Origin of the sequence: Scytonema hofmannii PCC 7110, assembly GCF_000346485.2 — a bacterium.
In the GTDB taxonomy this organism is placed as follows: Bacteria; Cyanobacteriota; Cyanobacteriia; order Cyanobacteriales; family Nostocaceae; genus Scytonema; species Scytonema hofmannii.
Genome location: NZ_KQ976354.1, coordinates 809,842 through 827,003 on the forward strand (window position 1 = coordinate 809,842; position 17,162 = coordinate 827,003).

The following is a 17,162-nucleotide window of genomic DNA, read 5'->3' on the forward strand; positions in this document are numbered from 1 at the left end:
CCATATGCTGACTGTTGCACTGCCAAAAGGCGAACTTCTTAAAAATAGCATCCGCATACTGCAAGATGTAGGATTGGACTTTAGTGCTTTTTTGGATTCAGGTAACCGCCAACTTCAGATTACTGACTCTAGTGGACAAGCGAAAGGGTTACTAGTACGGGCGCAGGATGTGCCAGTTTATGTAGAATACGGTCAGGCACAGTTGGGTATTGTTGGTTACGACGTACTGCGGGAGAAAAAACCCCAAGTCGCTCATCTAGTTGATTTGCAGTTTGGAAATTGCCGAATGTCGGTGGCGGTGAAACAGTCAAGCCCTTATCGTTCGGCATTGGAGTTACCCCCTCATGGTCGAGTCGCTTCCAAGTATGTCAACTGTGCTCGTGAATATTTTGATAGTTTGGATTTTCCTGTAGAAATTGTACCGTTATATGGTTCTGTGGAACTGGGTCCGATTACAGGGATGTCGGAGGCAATTGTAGATTTGGTTTCGACAGGACGGACTTTGCGCGAGAATGGTTTAGTTGAAATTGCAACCCTGTATGAAAGTACGGCTAGGTTAGTTGCCCATCCTTTGAGTTACCGCCTCAATACAGGTCATTTACTTGAGTTAGTTGAGAAATTGCGGGTTAGGGGTTAGGGATTAGGAATTGGGGGTTATCAGCAATAGCACGAAGCCCAAAACTACCAAAGTATAATCAAAGCAAGGAGTAAACACAATGAGTCTCACTATTCCTGATGAAGTCTTAGAAACAATAGGGATGTCGGAAGCTGAGTTAATCCAGGAAATTGCAATTATTCTCTTTCAAGAAAAAAAATTGAGTGTGGGACGCGCCAGTCATTTAGCAGGAATGAATTTACTTGAATTTAGACGATTACTTGCTTCTCGACATACTGCTGTTGGCTACGGAATTTCAGAGTTTCACGAAGACCTCAAAGTACTAGAAGCAATGGACTCGGAATGATTGTAGTCAGTAATACATCCCCTCTAATTGGTCTAGCTACAATTGGACAATTAAATTTATTACAACAGCTTTACAGTAATATTATTATTCCCCAAGCGGTTTACGATGAAATCACTGCTCTAGATACACAAGACGCTTGTTCAATTGCAGTACAAACTTTTACTTGGATTCAAACCACAGCAGTAACTAATAGTGCAATAATTGCGACATTTCCAAAGAAATTAGACCTGGGTGAAACAGAAGCGATTGCACTGGCCATGGAGATAGGTGCAGATTTGCTGCTTATAGATGATGAATCAGGTCGAAAAGTAGCTCGCTCTCTTGGTATTAAGTTAATTGGAGTGTTAGGAGTTCTAATTAGAGCCAAACGCATGGGATTAATTGCTGCGGTTAAACCTGTGATGGATCGTCTAATTGTAGAAGCTGGTTATTGGATTGATAATAATTTATACAATGAGGTGTTGCAACAAGTGGGAGAGTAGTCAGTTGCCATAGCTGCCTTCCGCTTTTTGTCAATAGTAATTATGACAAAATTTTATATAAGTTAACATAAATCGCGAAAAACATCCTCGAAAAGTGTTAAAAATTAAAAGAACTTTCAAAATACAGAAAAAAGTTACTTTTGCAAGCTATAAATAGAGCAAAGTACAGAGTTATTTCTGTAAATTTATTTAAAGATTTATGAAAGCTGAGACAACTTATGATGAAGTAGCGAGGTTAGAAGCCCTCCGCCAATATCAAATTCTTGATACCGAACCAGAAGAGGCTTACAACAATATTGCCAAGCTAGCTGCCTTTATTTGTGATGCTCCCATTGTTTTGGTGAATTTTATTGATAAGGATCGCCAATGGTTTAAGGCAAAGATAGGTATTGATTTAACAGAAGTACCTCGGAGCATAGGTTTCTCTTACCTATGCCAAGAAAAACAAGATGTGGCGATCGTCTCTGACACTCATACCAATGAAGAGTTCGCAAAGAATCCAGTCGTTACATCCTATCCCTACGTGAGGTTTTATGCAGGATTTCCCTTAATGACTCCTAAAGGAGACATGGTGGGTACTCTCTGTGTTATCGATCGCATTCCAAGAGAACTGAACCAGCAACAGATAGAAGCTCTCAGAGCCTTAAGCCGCCAAGTCATCAGTCAACTGGAACTCAGACGCAATTTAACTGAGGTATGCCATTTTGCAGATGAGCTTCAACTCACGCAAGAAAAACTAGCACACAGTGAAAATCTTCTCCGTACAATTGTTCAGTCAGAACCAGAGTGTGTCAAATTACTTGCCAAGGATGGCACTCTATTGGAGATGAACCCAGCAGGGCTGGCAATGATTGAAGCTGATTCTCCCAACCAAGTTGTGGGAAAGTGCGTCTATCCCTTCATTGTTGCTGAGCACCGTCAAGCATTTATAGATCTCACAAATAAGGTTTTTCAGGGTGAATCGGGGATACTAGAATTTAAAATTATTGGACTTAAGGGAAAGCGCTGTTGGTTGGAAACTCACGCCGTTCCTTTGCGGAATTCCGATGGAAATATAATTTCTCTGTTAGCTGTCACACGCGATACCACTGCTCGCAAGCAAGCAGATCGAGAGCGTCAGAGACTCCTAGAACGAGAACAAATGGCACGCAAACAAAGCGAAGTTGCTCAACGCGAGGCAGAAGCAGCACGAAATCAAAGCATAAAAATCTTAGAGAGTATTACTGATGCCTTCTTTGCCCTAGACAAAGATTGGCGTTTTATTTACATCAATCGACAAGCAGAACGGTTTTTAGAAAGCAATCGAGAGGAATTACTCGGTCAGTCTGTATGGGATAAGTTTTCTGGATCTGTTGATTCTACTTTTTATCAACAATATCACAAAGCAGTCGCTCAACAAATCAGCGTTTCTTTTGAAGCGTTCTATTCACCACGAAATACTTGGTTTGAAGTCCATGCTTATCCTACAAGCGAAGGTCTTTCCGTATATTTTCAGGACATAACTCAGCGCAAGTACGCTGAAGTCGCTCTGCGAGAAAGTGAAGAACGCTGGCAATTGGCTCTAAGGGGCAATAATGATGGTATTTGGGACTGGAATATCAAAACCAATGAAGTGTTCTTCTCACAGCGTTGGAAAAAAATGCTAGGGTATGAAGACCATGAGGTTACCAATTATCTGGATGAGTGGCAGAAACGAGTTCATCTTGATGATTTGGAAAGGGTGATGCAAGTGATGAAGAACCACTTTGCAAAAAAGACCCCATATTATATCAGCGAACATCGAATACAGTGCAAAGATGGTTCTTACAAATGGATTTTAGATAGGGGTCAAGCACTTTGGGATGATGCTGGCAATGTCTTGCGAATGGTAGGTTCTTACACAGATATTACAGAACGGAAGCTAGCAGAAGAAGAATTAAAACACCAAAACAGGCGATCGCAACTTTTTGCCGAAATTACCCTAAAAATTCGCCAATCATTACAAATTGAGGAAATTCTCGAAACAGCAGTTACGGAAGTCCAAAAACTGCTAAAGGCAGATCGAGTTCTGATCTTCCGTCTTTGGGCAGAGGGTTCGGGGACTGTCATGCAAGAGGCTGTTTTGCCCGGATTTCCTGCAGTACTGGGAAAAAATCTTCACGATCCGTGCTTTGGAAAAGATTATCAAGAGCCGTACCGTCAAGGAAGAGCGAGTGCGATCGCGGATATTGAAACAGCAGGCATCCAAGATTGCCATAGACAATTTCTCGCACAATTTGGTGTAAAATCTAATCTCGTTGTACCGATACTCCAACGGGAAAACTTATGGGGTTTGTTGATTGCCCACCAATGCGATCGCCCTCGCAATTGGAGCAATATAGAGATTGAGTTACTACAACAGTTAGCAAACCAAATTGGTATTGCTCTATCTCAGGCACATTTGTTAGCACAAGAAACTCAGCAACGCGAGGAACTCGTTCGTTCTAATGCCGAACTAGAACAATTTGCTTACGTTGCTTCTCACGATTTACAAGAACCACTACGAATGGTCACAAGTTACTTGCAGCTTTTGGAGCGACGCTACAAAGATAAACTAGATGGTCAAGCCCATGAGTTTATAGCCTATGCTGTAGACGGAGCGCATCGGATGCAGAAACTCATTCAGGATTTATTGAGTTATTCTCGTGTCAGCACTCGCGCACAGCCCTTCAAATTAGTTAAGTGTCATTCTATTGTCAAGAGTGCTCTTACCAATCTCAAAATAGCCATAGAAGAAAGTGGTGCAGTCATCACGCAGGATTCTTTACCTGAAATTATGGCAGATGCCACACAACTAACACAGCTGTTTCAAAATCTGATTGCAAATGCCATCAAATTTCGCAGCGAACAAACACCTCAAATTCATATTGGAGTGGAACGTATAGAGGAAAAATGGCGATTTACCGTCAGAGATAATGGAATAGGCATTGAACCTCAGTATGCCGAGCGAATTTTTATTATTTTCCAACGACTGCACACCAGAGATAAGTATTCCGGCACTGGCATTGGACTGGCAATATGTAAGAAAATTGTGGAACGTCACGGTGGAAACATCTGGATTGAGTCACAACCAGAACAGGGTACAACTTTCTTCTTTACTATTCCCGATAGAGCAGGAAATCGTTTGTGAGTACAGAAATAGTTATGCCTATTGAGGTTTTGCTCGTAGAAGACAATCCTGGCGATGTCCAGCTAACCCAGATCGCTCTGGAAGATAGCAAAATCTCCGTCAACTTAAATGTAGCACGTGATGGCGTTGAAGCTATGGCGTTTCTACGCAAGGAAGAACAGTATCAAGGGATGCCAACCCCTGATATTATACTGCTCGATTTAAATCTACCTAGAAAAGATGGGCGAGAAGTGCTAGCAGAAATAAAAGAGGATAGAATTCTTAGAAGAATTCCCGTCGTCGTCCTAACCACATCTGGTTCGGAAGAAGATGTTCTCAGAGCCTACAATCTCTGTGCCAACTGTTACATTACCAAACCAGTAGACTTTGACCAATTCGTTAAAATCGTACATTCTATCGAAAGCTTCTGGTTTACTGTTGTCAAATTACCACAAGAGTAAAGAAGAAGGGAGAGTGGGGGAGTGGGGAAGTGGGAAAGTGGGGGAAAATAGTTAAATGACTACTAACTACTAACCACTAACTACTAACCACTAACCACTAACCAATCATAATGAAAGTCTTATTAGTTGAAGATAACCCTGGAGACGTCCGACTGTTGCGGGAATTTTTATTGGAAGTTCCATCCGTTGAATTTGTTCTGGAACAGGTACAGCGGTTAGATGAAGCACTAAAATCTCTGGAAGAAGAAAGTTTTGATGTCATTTTGCTAGACTTATTATTGCCAGATAGCCAAGGGTTGGAAACATTTGTCAAAATCCACTGTCAATATCCGGCCATTCCTGTGATTGTTTTGACAGGTTTTAATGATGAAACCCTGGCTACTCATGCAATGCAACAAGGAGCGCAAGATTATTTAGTCAAGGGACAGGTGAATGGCGATTTGCTGTTCCGTTCTATGCGCTATGCAATTGAACGTCAGCGCACGGAGGAAGCTTTAAGACAGAGTGAAGAGCGATTTCGGGTGGCATTGAAGAACTCTCCTATTTTTGTATTTAACCAAGACAAAGAACTATGCTACACTTGGGTCTACAATCCAATTTTTGGCTTGAGTGCTGAAGAGATTTTGGGCAAGTGCGACTCAGATTTTATTTGGGCTAACGATAGTGAACGTCTCAAAGAGATTAAATTAGGTGTACTGGCTACAGGGATGGGAATCAGAGAAGAAGTTTCTATTACCACAGCCCAAGGAACTCGATATTACGATCTGACCATCGAACCATTATACAACGAGTCCCATGAAATCGTAGGTATCACCTGTGCCTGCATTGACATTAACGAGCATAAACTAGCTGAAGAGAAAATTCGCCAACAGGCTGCTTTACTTGATGTTACTACTGATGCGATTTTTGTACGAGATTTAGAAAACCGTGTTTTATTCTGGAACAAAGGTGCAGAAAATTTGTATGGCTGGCTTTCAGAAGAAGCATGTGGAGAGAATGCTAGCAAGTTTTTGTACAATGAAACGCCACCAGAAGAGCAAGCAGCTTTTGTAAGTGTGACTCGCAAAGGCAAGTGGCAAGGTGAAGTGACTAAATTGACGAAGAATAATAAGGAAATTCTTGTAGAAAGCCGATGGACTTTGGTGCGCGATCGCAATGGCAAGCCTAAATCAATTCTGAGTGTTGATACTGATATTTCAGAGAAGAAGCTTTTGGAGTCACAATTGTTTCGTGCTCAACGATTGGAAAGTATTGGCACTTTAGCAAGTGGCATTGCTCATGACTTAAACAATATCCTAACACCTATTCTGGCAGTAGCGCAACTATTACCACTGAAATACCCCGATATTTACGAGCAGGATATGCACCTGTTAGAAATCTTAGAAGATAGTGCCAAACGTGGTGCCGATCTAGTAAAACAGGTTTTGTCTTTTGCTCGGGGTGTCGAAGGAAAGCGGATTACTTTACAGATGAGACACTTAATTAAAGAAGTCATAACTATTCTCAAAGAAACATTTCCCAAATCTGTAGAAGTCCGCACTGATATACAACAAGATTTATGGATGGTTTCTGGTGATAGTACACAACTGCATCAGGTACTCATGAACCTTTGTGTCAATGCCCGTGATGCTATGCCTAACGGTGGTACTTTGAGTATCACTGCCAAAAATCTATTGGTTGATGAAAATTATGCTCGCATGCATCTAGAGGCAAAAACCGGACCTTATACAGTCATTACTGTTTCAGACACTGGAGTTGGCATTTCTGCTGAAATTATGGACAGAATTTTTGAACCATTTTTCACCACTAAGGAACAAGGTAAAGGAACCGGTTTGGGACTTTCGACTGTCATTGGCATCGTCAAAAGTCACGGTGGTTTTGTGAATGTATATAGTGAAGTTGGCACTGGAACTCGCTTTAAGGTTTACTTTCCTGCAGTAGAGGAAATGGAAACAGAATTAGCATCAGAAGTTGAGGTATTGACAGGCAATGGAGAACTCATTTTAGTTGTAGACGATGAACCTTCGATTCAAGAAATTACCAAAGCGTCCTTAGAAGCATACAACTATAAGATTTTGACAGCAAATGATGGTGTGGAAGCGATCGCGCTTTATGCCCAGTACAAGGATACAATTTGTGTTGTGTTGATGGATATGATGTTACCTTTACTTGATGGTTTAACTGCTATCCGTACCATCCAAAAAATCAACCCACAGGTGAAAGTGATTGCTACAAGTGGACTTATGTCTAGCAGTAAGTTAGCTGCTGCTACTGGCAATGGTGTCCACAAATTTCTGTCCAAGCCTTATACTGTTAAAGAATTATTGTATGCTTTGCAAACAGTACTAGGTTGAAAAAGGGAGTGGAGAGTGGGGAGTAGGGAGTAGGGGAAGAGGGATTTTCATGATTGGTTGTGTTGAGAGTTGGGAGTGAGGGAAAAGAAAAATTTTGATTTGTTCTGGCGTGCAAAAGTACATAATGGTTACTTATGGGTTGGGAATCATTGCGACCTTAATGACCTTACGTTCCCTCATGTCACAAAAGACTTGTTCTAAATCCGTTAAGGGGCGGCGATCGCTAATTAATAACTCAAAAGGAATTTTCCTGGTAGCAATGAGTGAAAGTGCTTCTCGTACAAATACAGGGGTGTTGTGGAAGACTCCTTTTAGTGTCAGTTCACTATAGTGGAGTTGTTCTGTATTTACAGTAATACTAGTATCTCGCGGGCAACCACCGAAAAGATTGACAGTTGCACCAGGGCGAGCACAGGCAATAGCTGTTTCCCAAGCACTTGGCACTCCAGTTGCCTCGATCGCAACATCTGCACCCATTCCTTGTGTTAAATCTTTCACAACAGCAGGAATATCCGGTAATTGGCGGTAATTAAAGGTTGCTGCTGCACCTAGCTTTTTTCCAATTGCTAGCCGTTGGTCATTTCCTCCAAACAGTAGGACTTCTGCTTGTGTATCGAGAGCCAACTTTGCCACGAACATCAGCCCAATTGCCCCATCCCCTACCACGACAACACGAGCGCCCGGTTTGACGTTGGAACGGGCGACTCCATGCAGTACACAAGCTAAAGGTTCTGTCATGGATGCTAATTCATCGGGTAAGTCATGGGGAATGGGCAACAGATTATGCTGCACAATCGGTGCGGGAATTTTTAAATATTGGGCAAATGTTCCATTATTCCAGGTCAAGTTTGGGCATAAAGAGTATTCTTGGCGATCGCAAAAAAAACACTTCATACATGGAGCAGAATTATTTGCGACTGCGCGATCGCCCACTTGCCAATTTGTAACACCTTCTCCTACAGCTACAATCTGTCCAGCCGCTTCGTGACCAAATAGAGTAGGCGGTTTAAGCATTCTAGCATGACCGCCACGCCGCCACACTTTCAAATCTGTACCACAAGTTGTTGATACTCCCACTTGAAGAACAACTTCACCCTTACTAGGAGTAGGCTTGGCGACTTCTTCCAAACGTAAATCTTCTTTACCGTAAAGTAAAGCTGCTAACACGGATTGCAACCTAATATTTAACTCCACCCGATTGTAGCAGGTGGAGTTAAATATTCGTAGGTTTGTAGTAGCGATGTATGCGCTTAAGCGCTACTACGAGCCAATGAGACTTCTCTTTTTTCCTCACACCCTAATCTCTAATCTTTAGCGACCACCGCAGTCACAACGCCTAGATTTCTGCCTTCAATTTTGGACAATCGATTTACTGTTAATAACGGTACTTCTTGCCAACAAGTTTTACAGAACCAGTAAACTTCACCTTGCCGGACATGACGCAAGAGGCAATCACCGCAACATGGACAACTGTTGGATCTCATGCTCATATTTACGTCCCCCTTGTTAAAGAAATGTTGATATAAATGCAGTCAAAAAAGTGTTGATTAAAACTGGATTTTAGCAGCATGAATTCGACCATTGGTATTGACGCGATCCTTTATAATTCTGCAATAGACCGCTTCATATCCATCAACCATCTGGATAACGCTAAACTTGCTTTCTATATATTCTCGGCAAGTTTGACGATTTAATTCCAATGCTGAGGGAATCATTGCTGCCATTTCTTCGTAGCTTTGGCACACGAACCCTGACACACCATTGGCAACAACTTCTGATACAGAACCCATATTGATGGCAATAACTGGTGTACCAGTTGCCATTGATTCAATCATGACTAGACCAAAAGGTTCTTGCCAGGTAATGGGGAAGAGAGTAGTAGCAGCATTACCCAGAAGTTCAGCTTTCTCAGCATGGTTAATTTCACCTAAATACTGAATTTGCTGACCATCTATTTGGGGGGCAATTTCTTGTTCAAAAAACTTGGAGTCTACTACATCGACTTTTCCTGCCATCTTTAAACGCCAGCCCGCTTGTTTGGCAATAGCGATCGCGTGTTGCGGTCCCTTTTCTGGAGAAAAGCGTCCCAAGAATGCGAGATATGGTGGTTCTTCGTGTTTGGCTACAAAAGGATAATCTTCTGGATTAATCCCGTTATAAACCGTGCCTGCATAGTTCAGGTCTATTTGACGTTGCGCGTTACTAATGCTGACGTAAGATTGCTTTTGGTGATGGGAATAGACATGCCGATTGTCCGGTGTAAAACTGCCGTGCAGGGTATGCACTGTTGGCGTTGGCACTAAACTCGCTAAAGGTAATGCCGATATCCCTACATGGGAGTGAATTATGTCGAATTCCGATGCTAGCTGGTAAACTTGGCTGAGTTCTAGCATTTCGTACACTGCATACTCTTTGACATTTGGGTCTAAGCGCAACGCACGAGGATAAACTGCTTCTAACTTAGCCAACGTTTGCGAATCGCCAGATGCAAACAACGTGACATCATGACCCCGTTTTACAAGTTCATCAGTCACACGACTCACAACTAGTTCAATGCCTCCGTATGTTGGAGGTGGAACTCGTTCCCACAAGGGGGCTACTTGAGCGATTTTCATAGGTCTTTTAGTTCAGCGCTTTTACTGGGCTATAACTCGGATTTGTATCCAACTTAGGTAAAGCATTTATACTTACCTATCTAATTCTTAAGTTAACCCAAATATTTTGCAAGAGTGCAATTTCGGTTAACCGTACCTAGAAATAGTCACCAGCAACTTACGGAGAGTCAGCAATATATTTAGCAACTACACTCTTAATATAGTGCTGATTGCAGAATTTTATCATCTATCTTGGGGATCAGAAAAAATCCAAATTTTTGTAACTAAAAATACTAAATTCCCGGATGGGATCAATTCTTTTTACTTGCGGCTAACTCTTGACCAATGACCATTGACCGATAACTATTAACTATTGACTAATGACCACTGACTACTGATAAACCACTGTAAAAAAAATGAAAGTTGCTACTTGGAATGTCAACTCGATTCGCATACGCACTGGACATGTTATCGATTGGTTGAGTCAAAATCGGGTTGATGTCCTCTGCATACAAGAGACTAAAGTTGTGGATACTGAATTTCCGCGTGCGCTTTTTGAGGAATTAGGCTATCACCTTTATACATCAGGACAAAAATCATATAACGGTGTTGCGATCGCTAGTTGCCAACCACTAAAGGACGTCAGCTGTAGTTTTTATGATGTTTTGTCAAATTTAGACCCAGAATGGGACGAGCAAAAACGGATTATTACAGGTAGTATAGATAATGTAAGAATTGTTAATCTTTATGTACCCAATGGCTCCTCTATTGGAAGCGAAAAATACAATTACAAACTGCGTTGGTTAACAGTACTGCGCGAGTATTTAAAATCGCTTCTGGTGACCTCACCCAGTATTTGTATGTGTGGTGACTTTAATATCGCTTTAGAAGACAGGGATATTCATGAAGGTGCGATTGCCGTAAACCAGATTATGGCTTCCGTTCCAGAGCGCCAAGCCCTACGAGACGTTTTATCACTGGGATTCAGTGATGTTTTTCGTAAATTTACATCTGAAAGCGGGCAATATAGTTGGTGGGATTATCGCGCTGCTGCTTTTCGGCGTAACCTGGGTTGGCGAATCGACCATCACTATCTCACACCAGACTTGTACGAGCGTGCTAAAAGCTGCTCCATTGATGTTACTCCCAGAAAATTAACTCAACCCAGCGACCACGCGCCAGTCGTTGTGGAATTTTAGATTTTAGATTTTGGATTTTGGATTAGGGGATTTTAGATTTTGGATTTTGGATTAGGGGATTTTGGATTAGGGGATTTTAGATTTTGGATTTTGGATTAGGGGATTTTGGATTAGGGGATTTTAGATTTTGGATTTTGGATTAGGGGATTTTGGATTTTGGATTTTGGATTTTGGATTAGGGGATTTTGGATTAGTGTGGAAATGTCTATTGCATAGAGGGATGTGGGCGAAAGGAAATAACTAAATTTACAACACCTAGTGTTCATGACCCAATCCAAAATCCAAAATCTAAAATCCAAAATTCCAAATCCTATGTTTCTAGTTACTGGAGCCACTGGAGGAATAGGTCGCAGAGTAGTGCGACTTTTGCGGGAACAGGAAAATCTTGTGCGGGCGTTTGTTCGCCTCACTTCACATTACGGTGAGTTAGAACACAGAGGAGCAAATATCTTCATTGGCGATTTGCGCCAACAGCAAGATATCCAAAAAGCTTGTCAAGGTGTTCGGTATATTATTAGCGCTCACGGTTCTGATGGTGACGCCCTGTCCTTAGACTACCGCGCTAATATTGAACTTATCGACCAGGCAAAAGCAAATGGAGTGCAACACTTTGTGTTCATTTCCGTGTTGGGAGCAGATCGGGGTTACGAAGATGCTCCCGTGTTCAAAGCCAAACGAGCAGTAGAAAAATACCTGGAAACTAGTGGTTTAAACTACACTATTTTACGTCCAACTGGATTAGCATCGGATTTGCTGCCATCAGCAGAAAGGTTTCGAGAAACAGGGTTATACTTGCTCGTGGGTGACCCTAAAAATCGTACCTCTATTGTCAGTACAGATGATTTGGCTAGGATCGTGGTGGATTCAGTAACCTTGGAAGCTGCTCGCAATCAAATTTTTGCTGTTGGAGGACCGGAAATTTTGCGAAGAGAGGATATTCCCAAAATTTTTAGTCGCGTATTTAACAAAGAACCAGCGGTCATCAATCCGCCACTGTTTCTGGTTGACGCGGTCAGGGGAGGATTTGGTTTGTTTAATCCCCAAGCACAGAAGACTTTGGGTACTTTCCGCACCTTACTAGCAAATGAATTTTTCTGTAACCATGAGGAGATTGCTAAAGTAGAAGCAATTTTCAATTTTCAATTGGAAACACTAGAAAACTTCCTCCGCCGATATTTGGCAGTATGAATGAGGGAGTGGGGAGTGGTGAGTAGGGAGTAGGGAGAGTTATGAATAACTATTCATATAATTGACAACTCTTTACTCTGATTCCCTACTCCCTACTCCCTATTCCCTACTCCCCAATCTAAAATTTTATGAAATATTCCCTAGTAGCAAGTGCAGCTCAAGCACGTAAAACAAAACAGCGTTTCGCTAAACCAGAGGAACAACTTTCTTATGAACTGGGTAAGGCAGTTCAGGAATTGCCACCTTTATATACTAGATTGTTAGCAGGAACAATTAGCGCAGTCGTATTTGGAGCGATCGCATGGGCGCACTTTTCCCAAGTGGATGAAGTGGCGACAGCACCGGGCGAGTTAATAGCATTTTCACAGGTTCGTCCGGTGACAGCTTTGGGTAATGGATCGATTCTTGCAGTTAACGTCAAAGAAGGCGAGCGTGTGATCAAAGAGCAAATTTTGATTCAACGCGATCCTGATTATCAACAAGTTGATGTTGCTCGTCTATCGCAATCTACCAAGCTGATTCAAGAGGACTTGCGGCGTTTAGATGCAGAACGCATTGGAGTTAAAACTACGGGAACGCAGCTCCAAGATGAACTGTTAAGTTCGCGTTTGCGAGATTTTCAAGCCAGTCAAGCAGCTGCGGAAGCAGAAGCAAAGCGTCAGTTAGCCCGAATCGATCAAGCCAAAGTAAGATTGACTCGATTGCAAGAAAATTTGGTGAATGCGAGAACTAGCTTTGCCAATGCGAGAACTAACCTTGCTAACGCTCAAACTCTCCGTGCTAAAATTGAGAATGGCATGACTATTGCCAAGCAAAGAGAACAAAGTCTGAAAACTCTAGTCACTCCCGGTGCGATACCTAGAGTTGATTACTTAGACGCACAAGAAAGACTCAATCGTGCAAATGCGGAAATTACTAGGGCTAGTGACGAAATCACAAACGCCCAAAATAGAATGACAGAGGCGCAAGATAAAGTCAAATCTTTAGAAAAAGATCTTGATGCTCAAGCCCAAGAAATCCGTCAAGCCGAACAAGCATATCAAGCTGCAAGTACTCAAGCAGAAAAATTAGCTTCAGAGCGCCAGAGTGAAATTTTAACTCAGATTAATAAACGTCAAGAAGAATTGACCACCGTTCAAGGTCAGTTCGAGCAGGCGAAGAAGCAAAAAGATATGGAAACCATTAAATCCCCAGTTTCCGGGACTGTTTACAGAGTTAAAGCAACTAAAGGACCTGTTCAAGCAGGTGAAGAATTGCTGTCAATTTTACCTGAAGGAGAAGAACTCCTTTTGGAAGTTAAAGTACTCAATCGCGATATTGGTTTTATTCGTGAGGGAATGAAAGCAAAAGTTAAGATGGCAACCTTTCCTTTCCAAGAATTTGGCACAATTGATGGGGAAGTGGTACAAGTGAGTCCCAATGCCATTGTTGATAAAGAAATGGGCTTAGTTTTTCCCACAAGAATTAAGTTGAGCAAACACGTGGTTATGGTACGGGGTCAAGAGGTTGCATTTACTCCGGGGATGACAGCTTCTGGCGAAATTGTGACTCGTAAGAAGTCAGTTTTGACTTTTATCATGGAGCCAATTACTCGTCGATTTAGCGAGGCTTTTTCTGTTAGGTAATACGATGCGTGGATTTTAGATTTTGGATGAGTGGATTTTGAAGTTTAGATTTTGGAGATTGGAGATTGGAGATTGAAGTTTGGTTTTTGGATTGATCAAGTTTTTATTTCTTGTGGTACGGGCGTCCCCGCCCGTACATAGATGAGAGGGCGGGTGAAGACGCCCACCCTATTCCATGTGGTTTATGAATCTGAAAATTGCTGTAGTTGCGGGCTAGAAGCCCGCACCACAAGACGACTTCCCTACCCCCAGATTAAGAAAAATATTGATCGATCATTTTTTCAAGTTCTTTCAAAATCTTCTCAATATCACCTGTCCCATCATCCTTCTCTTTTTTATCTTTCTCATTGTCACTTACGCTATAGCTAGCGATATTGAAAGTATTTCCATCACTAAATACTTTTGAGAAAAGAACAGAATTTCCAGATGTTTCATTGTTCTTCATTTTAGGCTGGAGACTGAAAACAGATTCTTGCAGCTCCTTATCACTGTTCAACTGATTTGGTAACGTAGGAATTTCACTTGTCCAGCTACCAACCTCTGGAATAGGCAAAGAAGCCAATTCTCCTGTCTTGCTAAAGCCATCATTATATTGTTTGATACGGAAGTTAGAAGATACACTATTGCTTTCTGTAACAAAGTTAGATAGATTTAAAGTCGCTGCTTGTGTACTGTTGGCTGAGGTTTCTGAGACAATTTGACGGATTTGAGCATCACTTAAGTTTTTGTTAGCACTGAGCATCAGAGCAACAACACCAGCAACATGGGGAGTTGCCATTGATGTTCCGCTGTAGGAAGTATAGCCATTGTCTGGAATTGTAGAGTATACATTAACTCCCGGTGCAGTTACGTAAGTGAGGGGGTTGCTTCCTGCTTTGTTAGAGAACTCTGCTATGTTGTTATCCTTATCTACTGCTCCAACCGCAATTCCATATTTTTCCGCGTAACGGGCAGGATACCCTGGTTGCGAATCGCTTTCATTACCTGCCGCCATAACAACAATAACGCCTTGGCGACTAGCATAATCAAGGGCTAACTCCAGAAGAAAGTTACCAGAACTCCCACCCAAACTGAGATTAATGACGTTAGCGCCATTGTTTACGGCATAGTAAATTCCATTTGCGATCGCAGTATAAGAACCTGCACCAGAGTCATTCAAGACTTTTACTGGCATAATTTTGGCATCATAGGCAATACCCGTGACACCAACATTATTGTTTGCGCCTGCAATAGTGCCAGACACGTGAGTACCATGACCAGCGATATCTAAAGTATCTTTGTTATCTGCGTCAAAGTTCCACCCATACACATCATCTATGTAACCATTGTCGTCGTCATCTATGCCATTATCGGCAATTTCTTTGCTATTCGTCCAAATATTTGTTTGTAAGTCATTGTGGTTGCGATCGACTCCAGAATCTAAAACAGCAACAACAACACCTTGACCTGTATATCCTTGTTTCCACACTTCTGGAGCTTTCACAAAATCGGCTCCCCAATTGTTACCTCCAAGGTCAGCGACATCAGCAAAGGTATTCCGATCGGTAGCTTGAGCTACTGCTGCAGCTGCATTAATCGAACCATAACCAGAAGTAGAGCTAAACTGGCTGTTGGCAGTCGTGCTGTAAGTTGTTACAGAGTCTGTAGCTATTTCTAAATTTTCTACTCTTGAATTAAAGCTACTACTGTTAAGGCTTAAGTCATAGTCATTATTAGAATCAAAGGCATTTACTGAGGAGATAGAAGGAATAGTTAGCCCTTTATCGGAAGATAAACTGTGACTCGTAATATCATGGGGCATCAGTATTTTCTCCTCACTCAAATCTATTGAGAGTTTTTTACGCAAATTATGTCTTTATGTAGAAATTACTATTTAATTTAAGAAAAAAAAGATAGTTATTTGACAAATATTCTTTTTTTAAAAGTTTTGTAGTTTATGGATTTTTTCGATAGCGATACCAGTCTTCATAAAGTTAGCGAAGAAAACGCTATTCTCTCTATTAGTGCAAACTAGACTATAGTCTGTACGTTCGCTCATTTTTAAAGGGAGAAAGGAATTAATGCCTGACAGGGTAAGGAAACAAAAGAATTGTGAATCGGCGAAAAACCTAACCGTGTAATACGTGGAAAAGGGGGATTGATAGCTATAGGTTTGCACATAAGATGATATTTTGACAACGAAGGAATAGTACTTTCAGGCACAGTTTTTGCGCATAAGATGAAACGTATCGGCGCAAAAAGTGAAAATTTTCTACCAAAGAAGAGCAGGGATTTTTAAGAGTTAGGTAGGAAAGTACTCCGACTCTACTAGGAATTAACTCTTATGTTGTTTTTGAGTAATAATACTTAATCGTGTAGATGTGTTGACAAAATCGGTTCTCCAACACCTACTGCCAAAGCTTTATGAGCAAACATAGCGCTTATCAAAGCAACTGTAACAGCAATACTCCCCAATCCAGTGACAGAGACTACAAAAGGAATTGAGAAAGCTCCAACAGTAAAAAAAGCGCAAGCAACACAAAGCGCGAAACTGATAGCAACACCAATGGAGCTAGCTACCGCAGAGGCAATACCCAAAGCTCCAGCGACGAGATTGGCAATTAAAGCTCCAGTAATAGTGACAACAACTGTGATCGCAACAGCGCTCAAACCAGCGCCTAGACCTTGCCTAATAGTAATGATAAAGAAAACTGCAATCAAAATTAGGCTAAGCACGCCTGTGATTGAATTTTTAATGTTGCTGTCAAATATAACTGATACGAGATAAGCCGTGGAGCCTGAAACAACCCCCGATAATCCCGATATCAACCATAAACTCGTAACTAAACCAATCGCCCAACGCTTCTGTAATCCAGCTTGAGCAGCTTTGAAGTTAGCACCTTTGAGGTTAGCGCCCCTAAAATCCGCTTCTCGGATATCTGCACCGCTAAAGTTTGCCCCTTCTAGATTCTGACCTCTGAAGGAGCGCCCACGGAGATTTTGACCGGAGTAATCCAGGGGCATAACGAGCGAAAAAATGTTTCCTTACACATACAGCTTCTTCCGTCTGTTTTCCGGTTTTAGAGAAAAATGGCGTGTAAACTGACGATCGCAGCAGCGCAGGCTTTGGCCCCACACGAATCTGATTACCCCTAGGCGCGATATCTGGGTGTTCAACGAAGCGCCCTCTT

The 17,162-nt window shown here is 41.8% G+C and carries 14 protein-coding genes; 9 read left to right on the forward strand and 5 right to left on the reverse strand.

What is annotated here, in order from left to right; genetic code table 11:
* Window positions 1-4: 4 nt before the first annotated feature.
* The 6 genes from hisG to WA1_RS03515 all read left to right on the forward strand — a co-directional run bounded on the left by hisG (window position 5) and on the right by WA1_RS03515 (window position 7,386).
* Window positions 5-637 carry an ATP phosphoribosyltransferase gene (hisG, locus tag WA1_RS03490; RefSeq protein WP_017741538.1) on the forward strand — a complete coding sequence of 211 codons (633 nt, stop codon included), beginning with the start codon at window positions 5-7 and terminating at the stop codon, window positions 635-637.
* Window positions 638-716: 79 nt separating this feature from the next.
* Window positions 717-962, forward strand: a complete 246-nt coding sequence (locus WA1_RS03495) for a UPF0175 family protein (protein WP_017741539.1) — start codon at window positions 717-719, stop codon at window positions 960-962.
* Complete coding sequence (locus tag WA1_RS03500) at window positions 959-1,444, forward strand: PIN domain-containing protein (protein WP_017741540.1); 486 nt, start codon at window positions 959-961, stop codon at window positions 1,442-1,444. The genes WA1_RS03495 and WA1_RS03500 overlap by 4 nt, the downstream gene beginning before the upstream one ends.
* 199 nt (window positions 1,445-1,643) lie before the next feature.
* Complete coding sequence (locus WA1_RS03505) at window positions 1,644-4,592, forward strand: PAS domain S-box protein (protein ID WP_017741541.1); 2,949 nt, start codon at window positions 1,644-1,646, stop codon at window positions 4,590-4,592.
* 14 nt (window positions 4,593-4,606) lie between these two features.
* Window positions 4,607-5,032, forward strand: coding sequence for a response regulator (locus WA1_RS03510; RefSeq protein WP_051077018.1), 426 nt, complete (start codon window positions 4,607-4,609; stop codon window positions 5,030-5,032).
* A gap of 110 nt (window positions 5,033-5,142) precedes the next feature.
* On the forward strand, window positions 5,143-7,386 hold the full coding sequence (locus tag WA1_RS03515) for a hybrid sensor histidine kinase/response regulator (RefSeq protein WP_017741543.1): 2,244 nt from the start codon (window positions 5,143-5,145) through the stop codon (window positions 7,384-7,386).
* Window positions 7,387-7,518: 132 nt separating this feature from the next.
* On the opposite strand, the gene WA1_RS03520 is transcribed toward WA1_RS03515, so the two are convergent.
* From WA1_RS03520 to WA1_RS03525, 3 genes are all read right to left on the reverse strand, one after another.
* Window positions 7,519-8,553, reverse strand: coding sequence for a zinc-dependent alcohol dehydrogenase (locus tag WA1_RS03520; RefSeq protein ID WP_017741544.1), 1,035 nt, complete (start codon window positions 8,551-8,553; stop codon window positions 7,519-7,521).
* Between the two features lie 137 nt (window positions 8,554-8,690).
* Window positions 8,691-8,876, reverse strand: a complete 186-nt coding sequence (locus tag WA1_RS52215) for a hypothetical protein (protein WP_081402828.1) — start codon at window positions 8,874-8,876, stop codon at window positions 8,691-8,693.
* Window positions 8,877-8,933: 57 nt separating this feature from the next.
* The gene (locus tag WA1_RS03525; protein WP_017741545.1) at window positions 8,934-10,001 is read right to left on the reverse strand and encodes a glycosyltransferase family 4 protein; all 1,068 of its coding nucleotides are present in this window, start codon (window positions 9,999-10,001) and stop codon (window positions 8,934-8,936) included.
* Between the two features lie 395 nt (window positions 10,002-10,396).
* Between WA1_RS03525 and xth the strand changes: the two genes are divergently transcribed.
* From xth to WA1_RS03540, 3 genes are all read left to right on the forward strand, one after another.
* Window positions 10,397-11,179 carry an exodeoxyribonuclease III gene (xth, locus tag WA1_RS03530; RefSeq protein ID WP_017741547.1) on the forward strand — a complete coding sequence of 261 codons (783 nt, stop codon included), beginning with the start codon at window positions 10,397-10,399 and terminating at the stop codon, window positions 11,177-11,179.
* Window positions 11,180-11,491: 312 nt separating this feature from the next.
* Window positions 11,492-12,367, forward strand: coding sequence for an SDR family oxidoreductase (locus tag WA1_RS03535; protein ID WP_026134458.1), 876 nt, complete (start codon window positions 11,492-11,494; stop codon window positions 12,365-12,367).
* Window positions 12,368-12,495: 128 nt separating this feature from the next.
* Window positions 12,496-13,992: a beta-barrel domain-containing protein gene (locus WA1_RS03540; protein ID WP_017741549.1), complete on the forward strand. Its 1,497-nt coding sequence runs from the start codon at window positions 12,496-12,498 to the stop codon at window positions 13,990-13,992.
* Between the two features lie 253 nt (window positions 13,993-14,245).
* On the opposite strand, the gene WA1_RS52220 is transcribed toward WA1_RS03540, so the two are convergent.
* The gene (locus WA1_RS52220) at window positions 14,246-15,793 is read right to left on the reverse strand and encodes a S8 family serine peptidase (RefSeq protein ID WP_017741550.1); all 1,548 of its coding nucleotides are present in this window, start codon (window positions 15,791-15,793) and stop codon (window positions 14,246-14,248) included.
* Between the two features lie 545 nt (window positions 15,794-16,338).
* The gene (locus tag WA1_RS03550; protein WP_017741551.1) at window positions 16,339-16,995 is read right to left on the reverse strand and encodes a pentapeptide repeat-containing protein; all 657 of its coding nucleotides are present in this window, start codon (window positions 16,993-16,995) and stop codon (window positions 16,339-16,341) included.
* Between the last annotated feature and the right edge of the window lie 167 nt (window positions 16,996-17,162).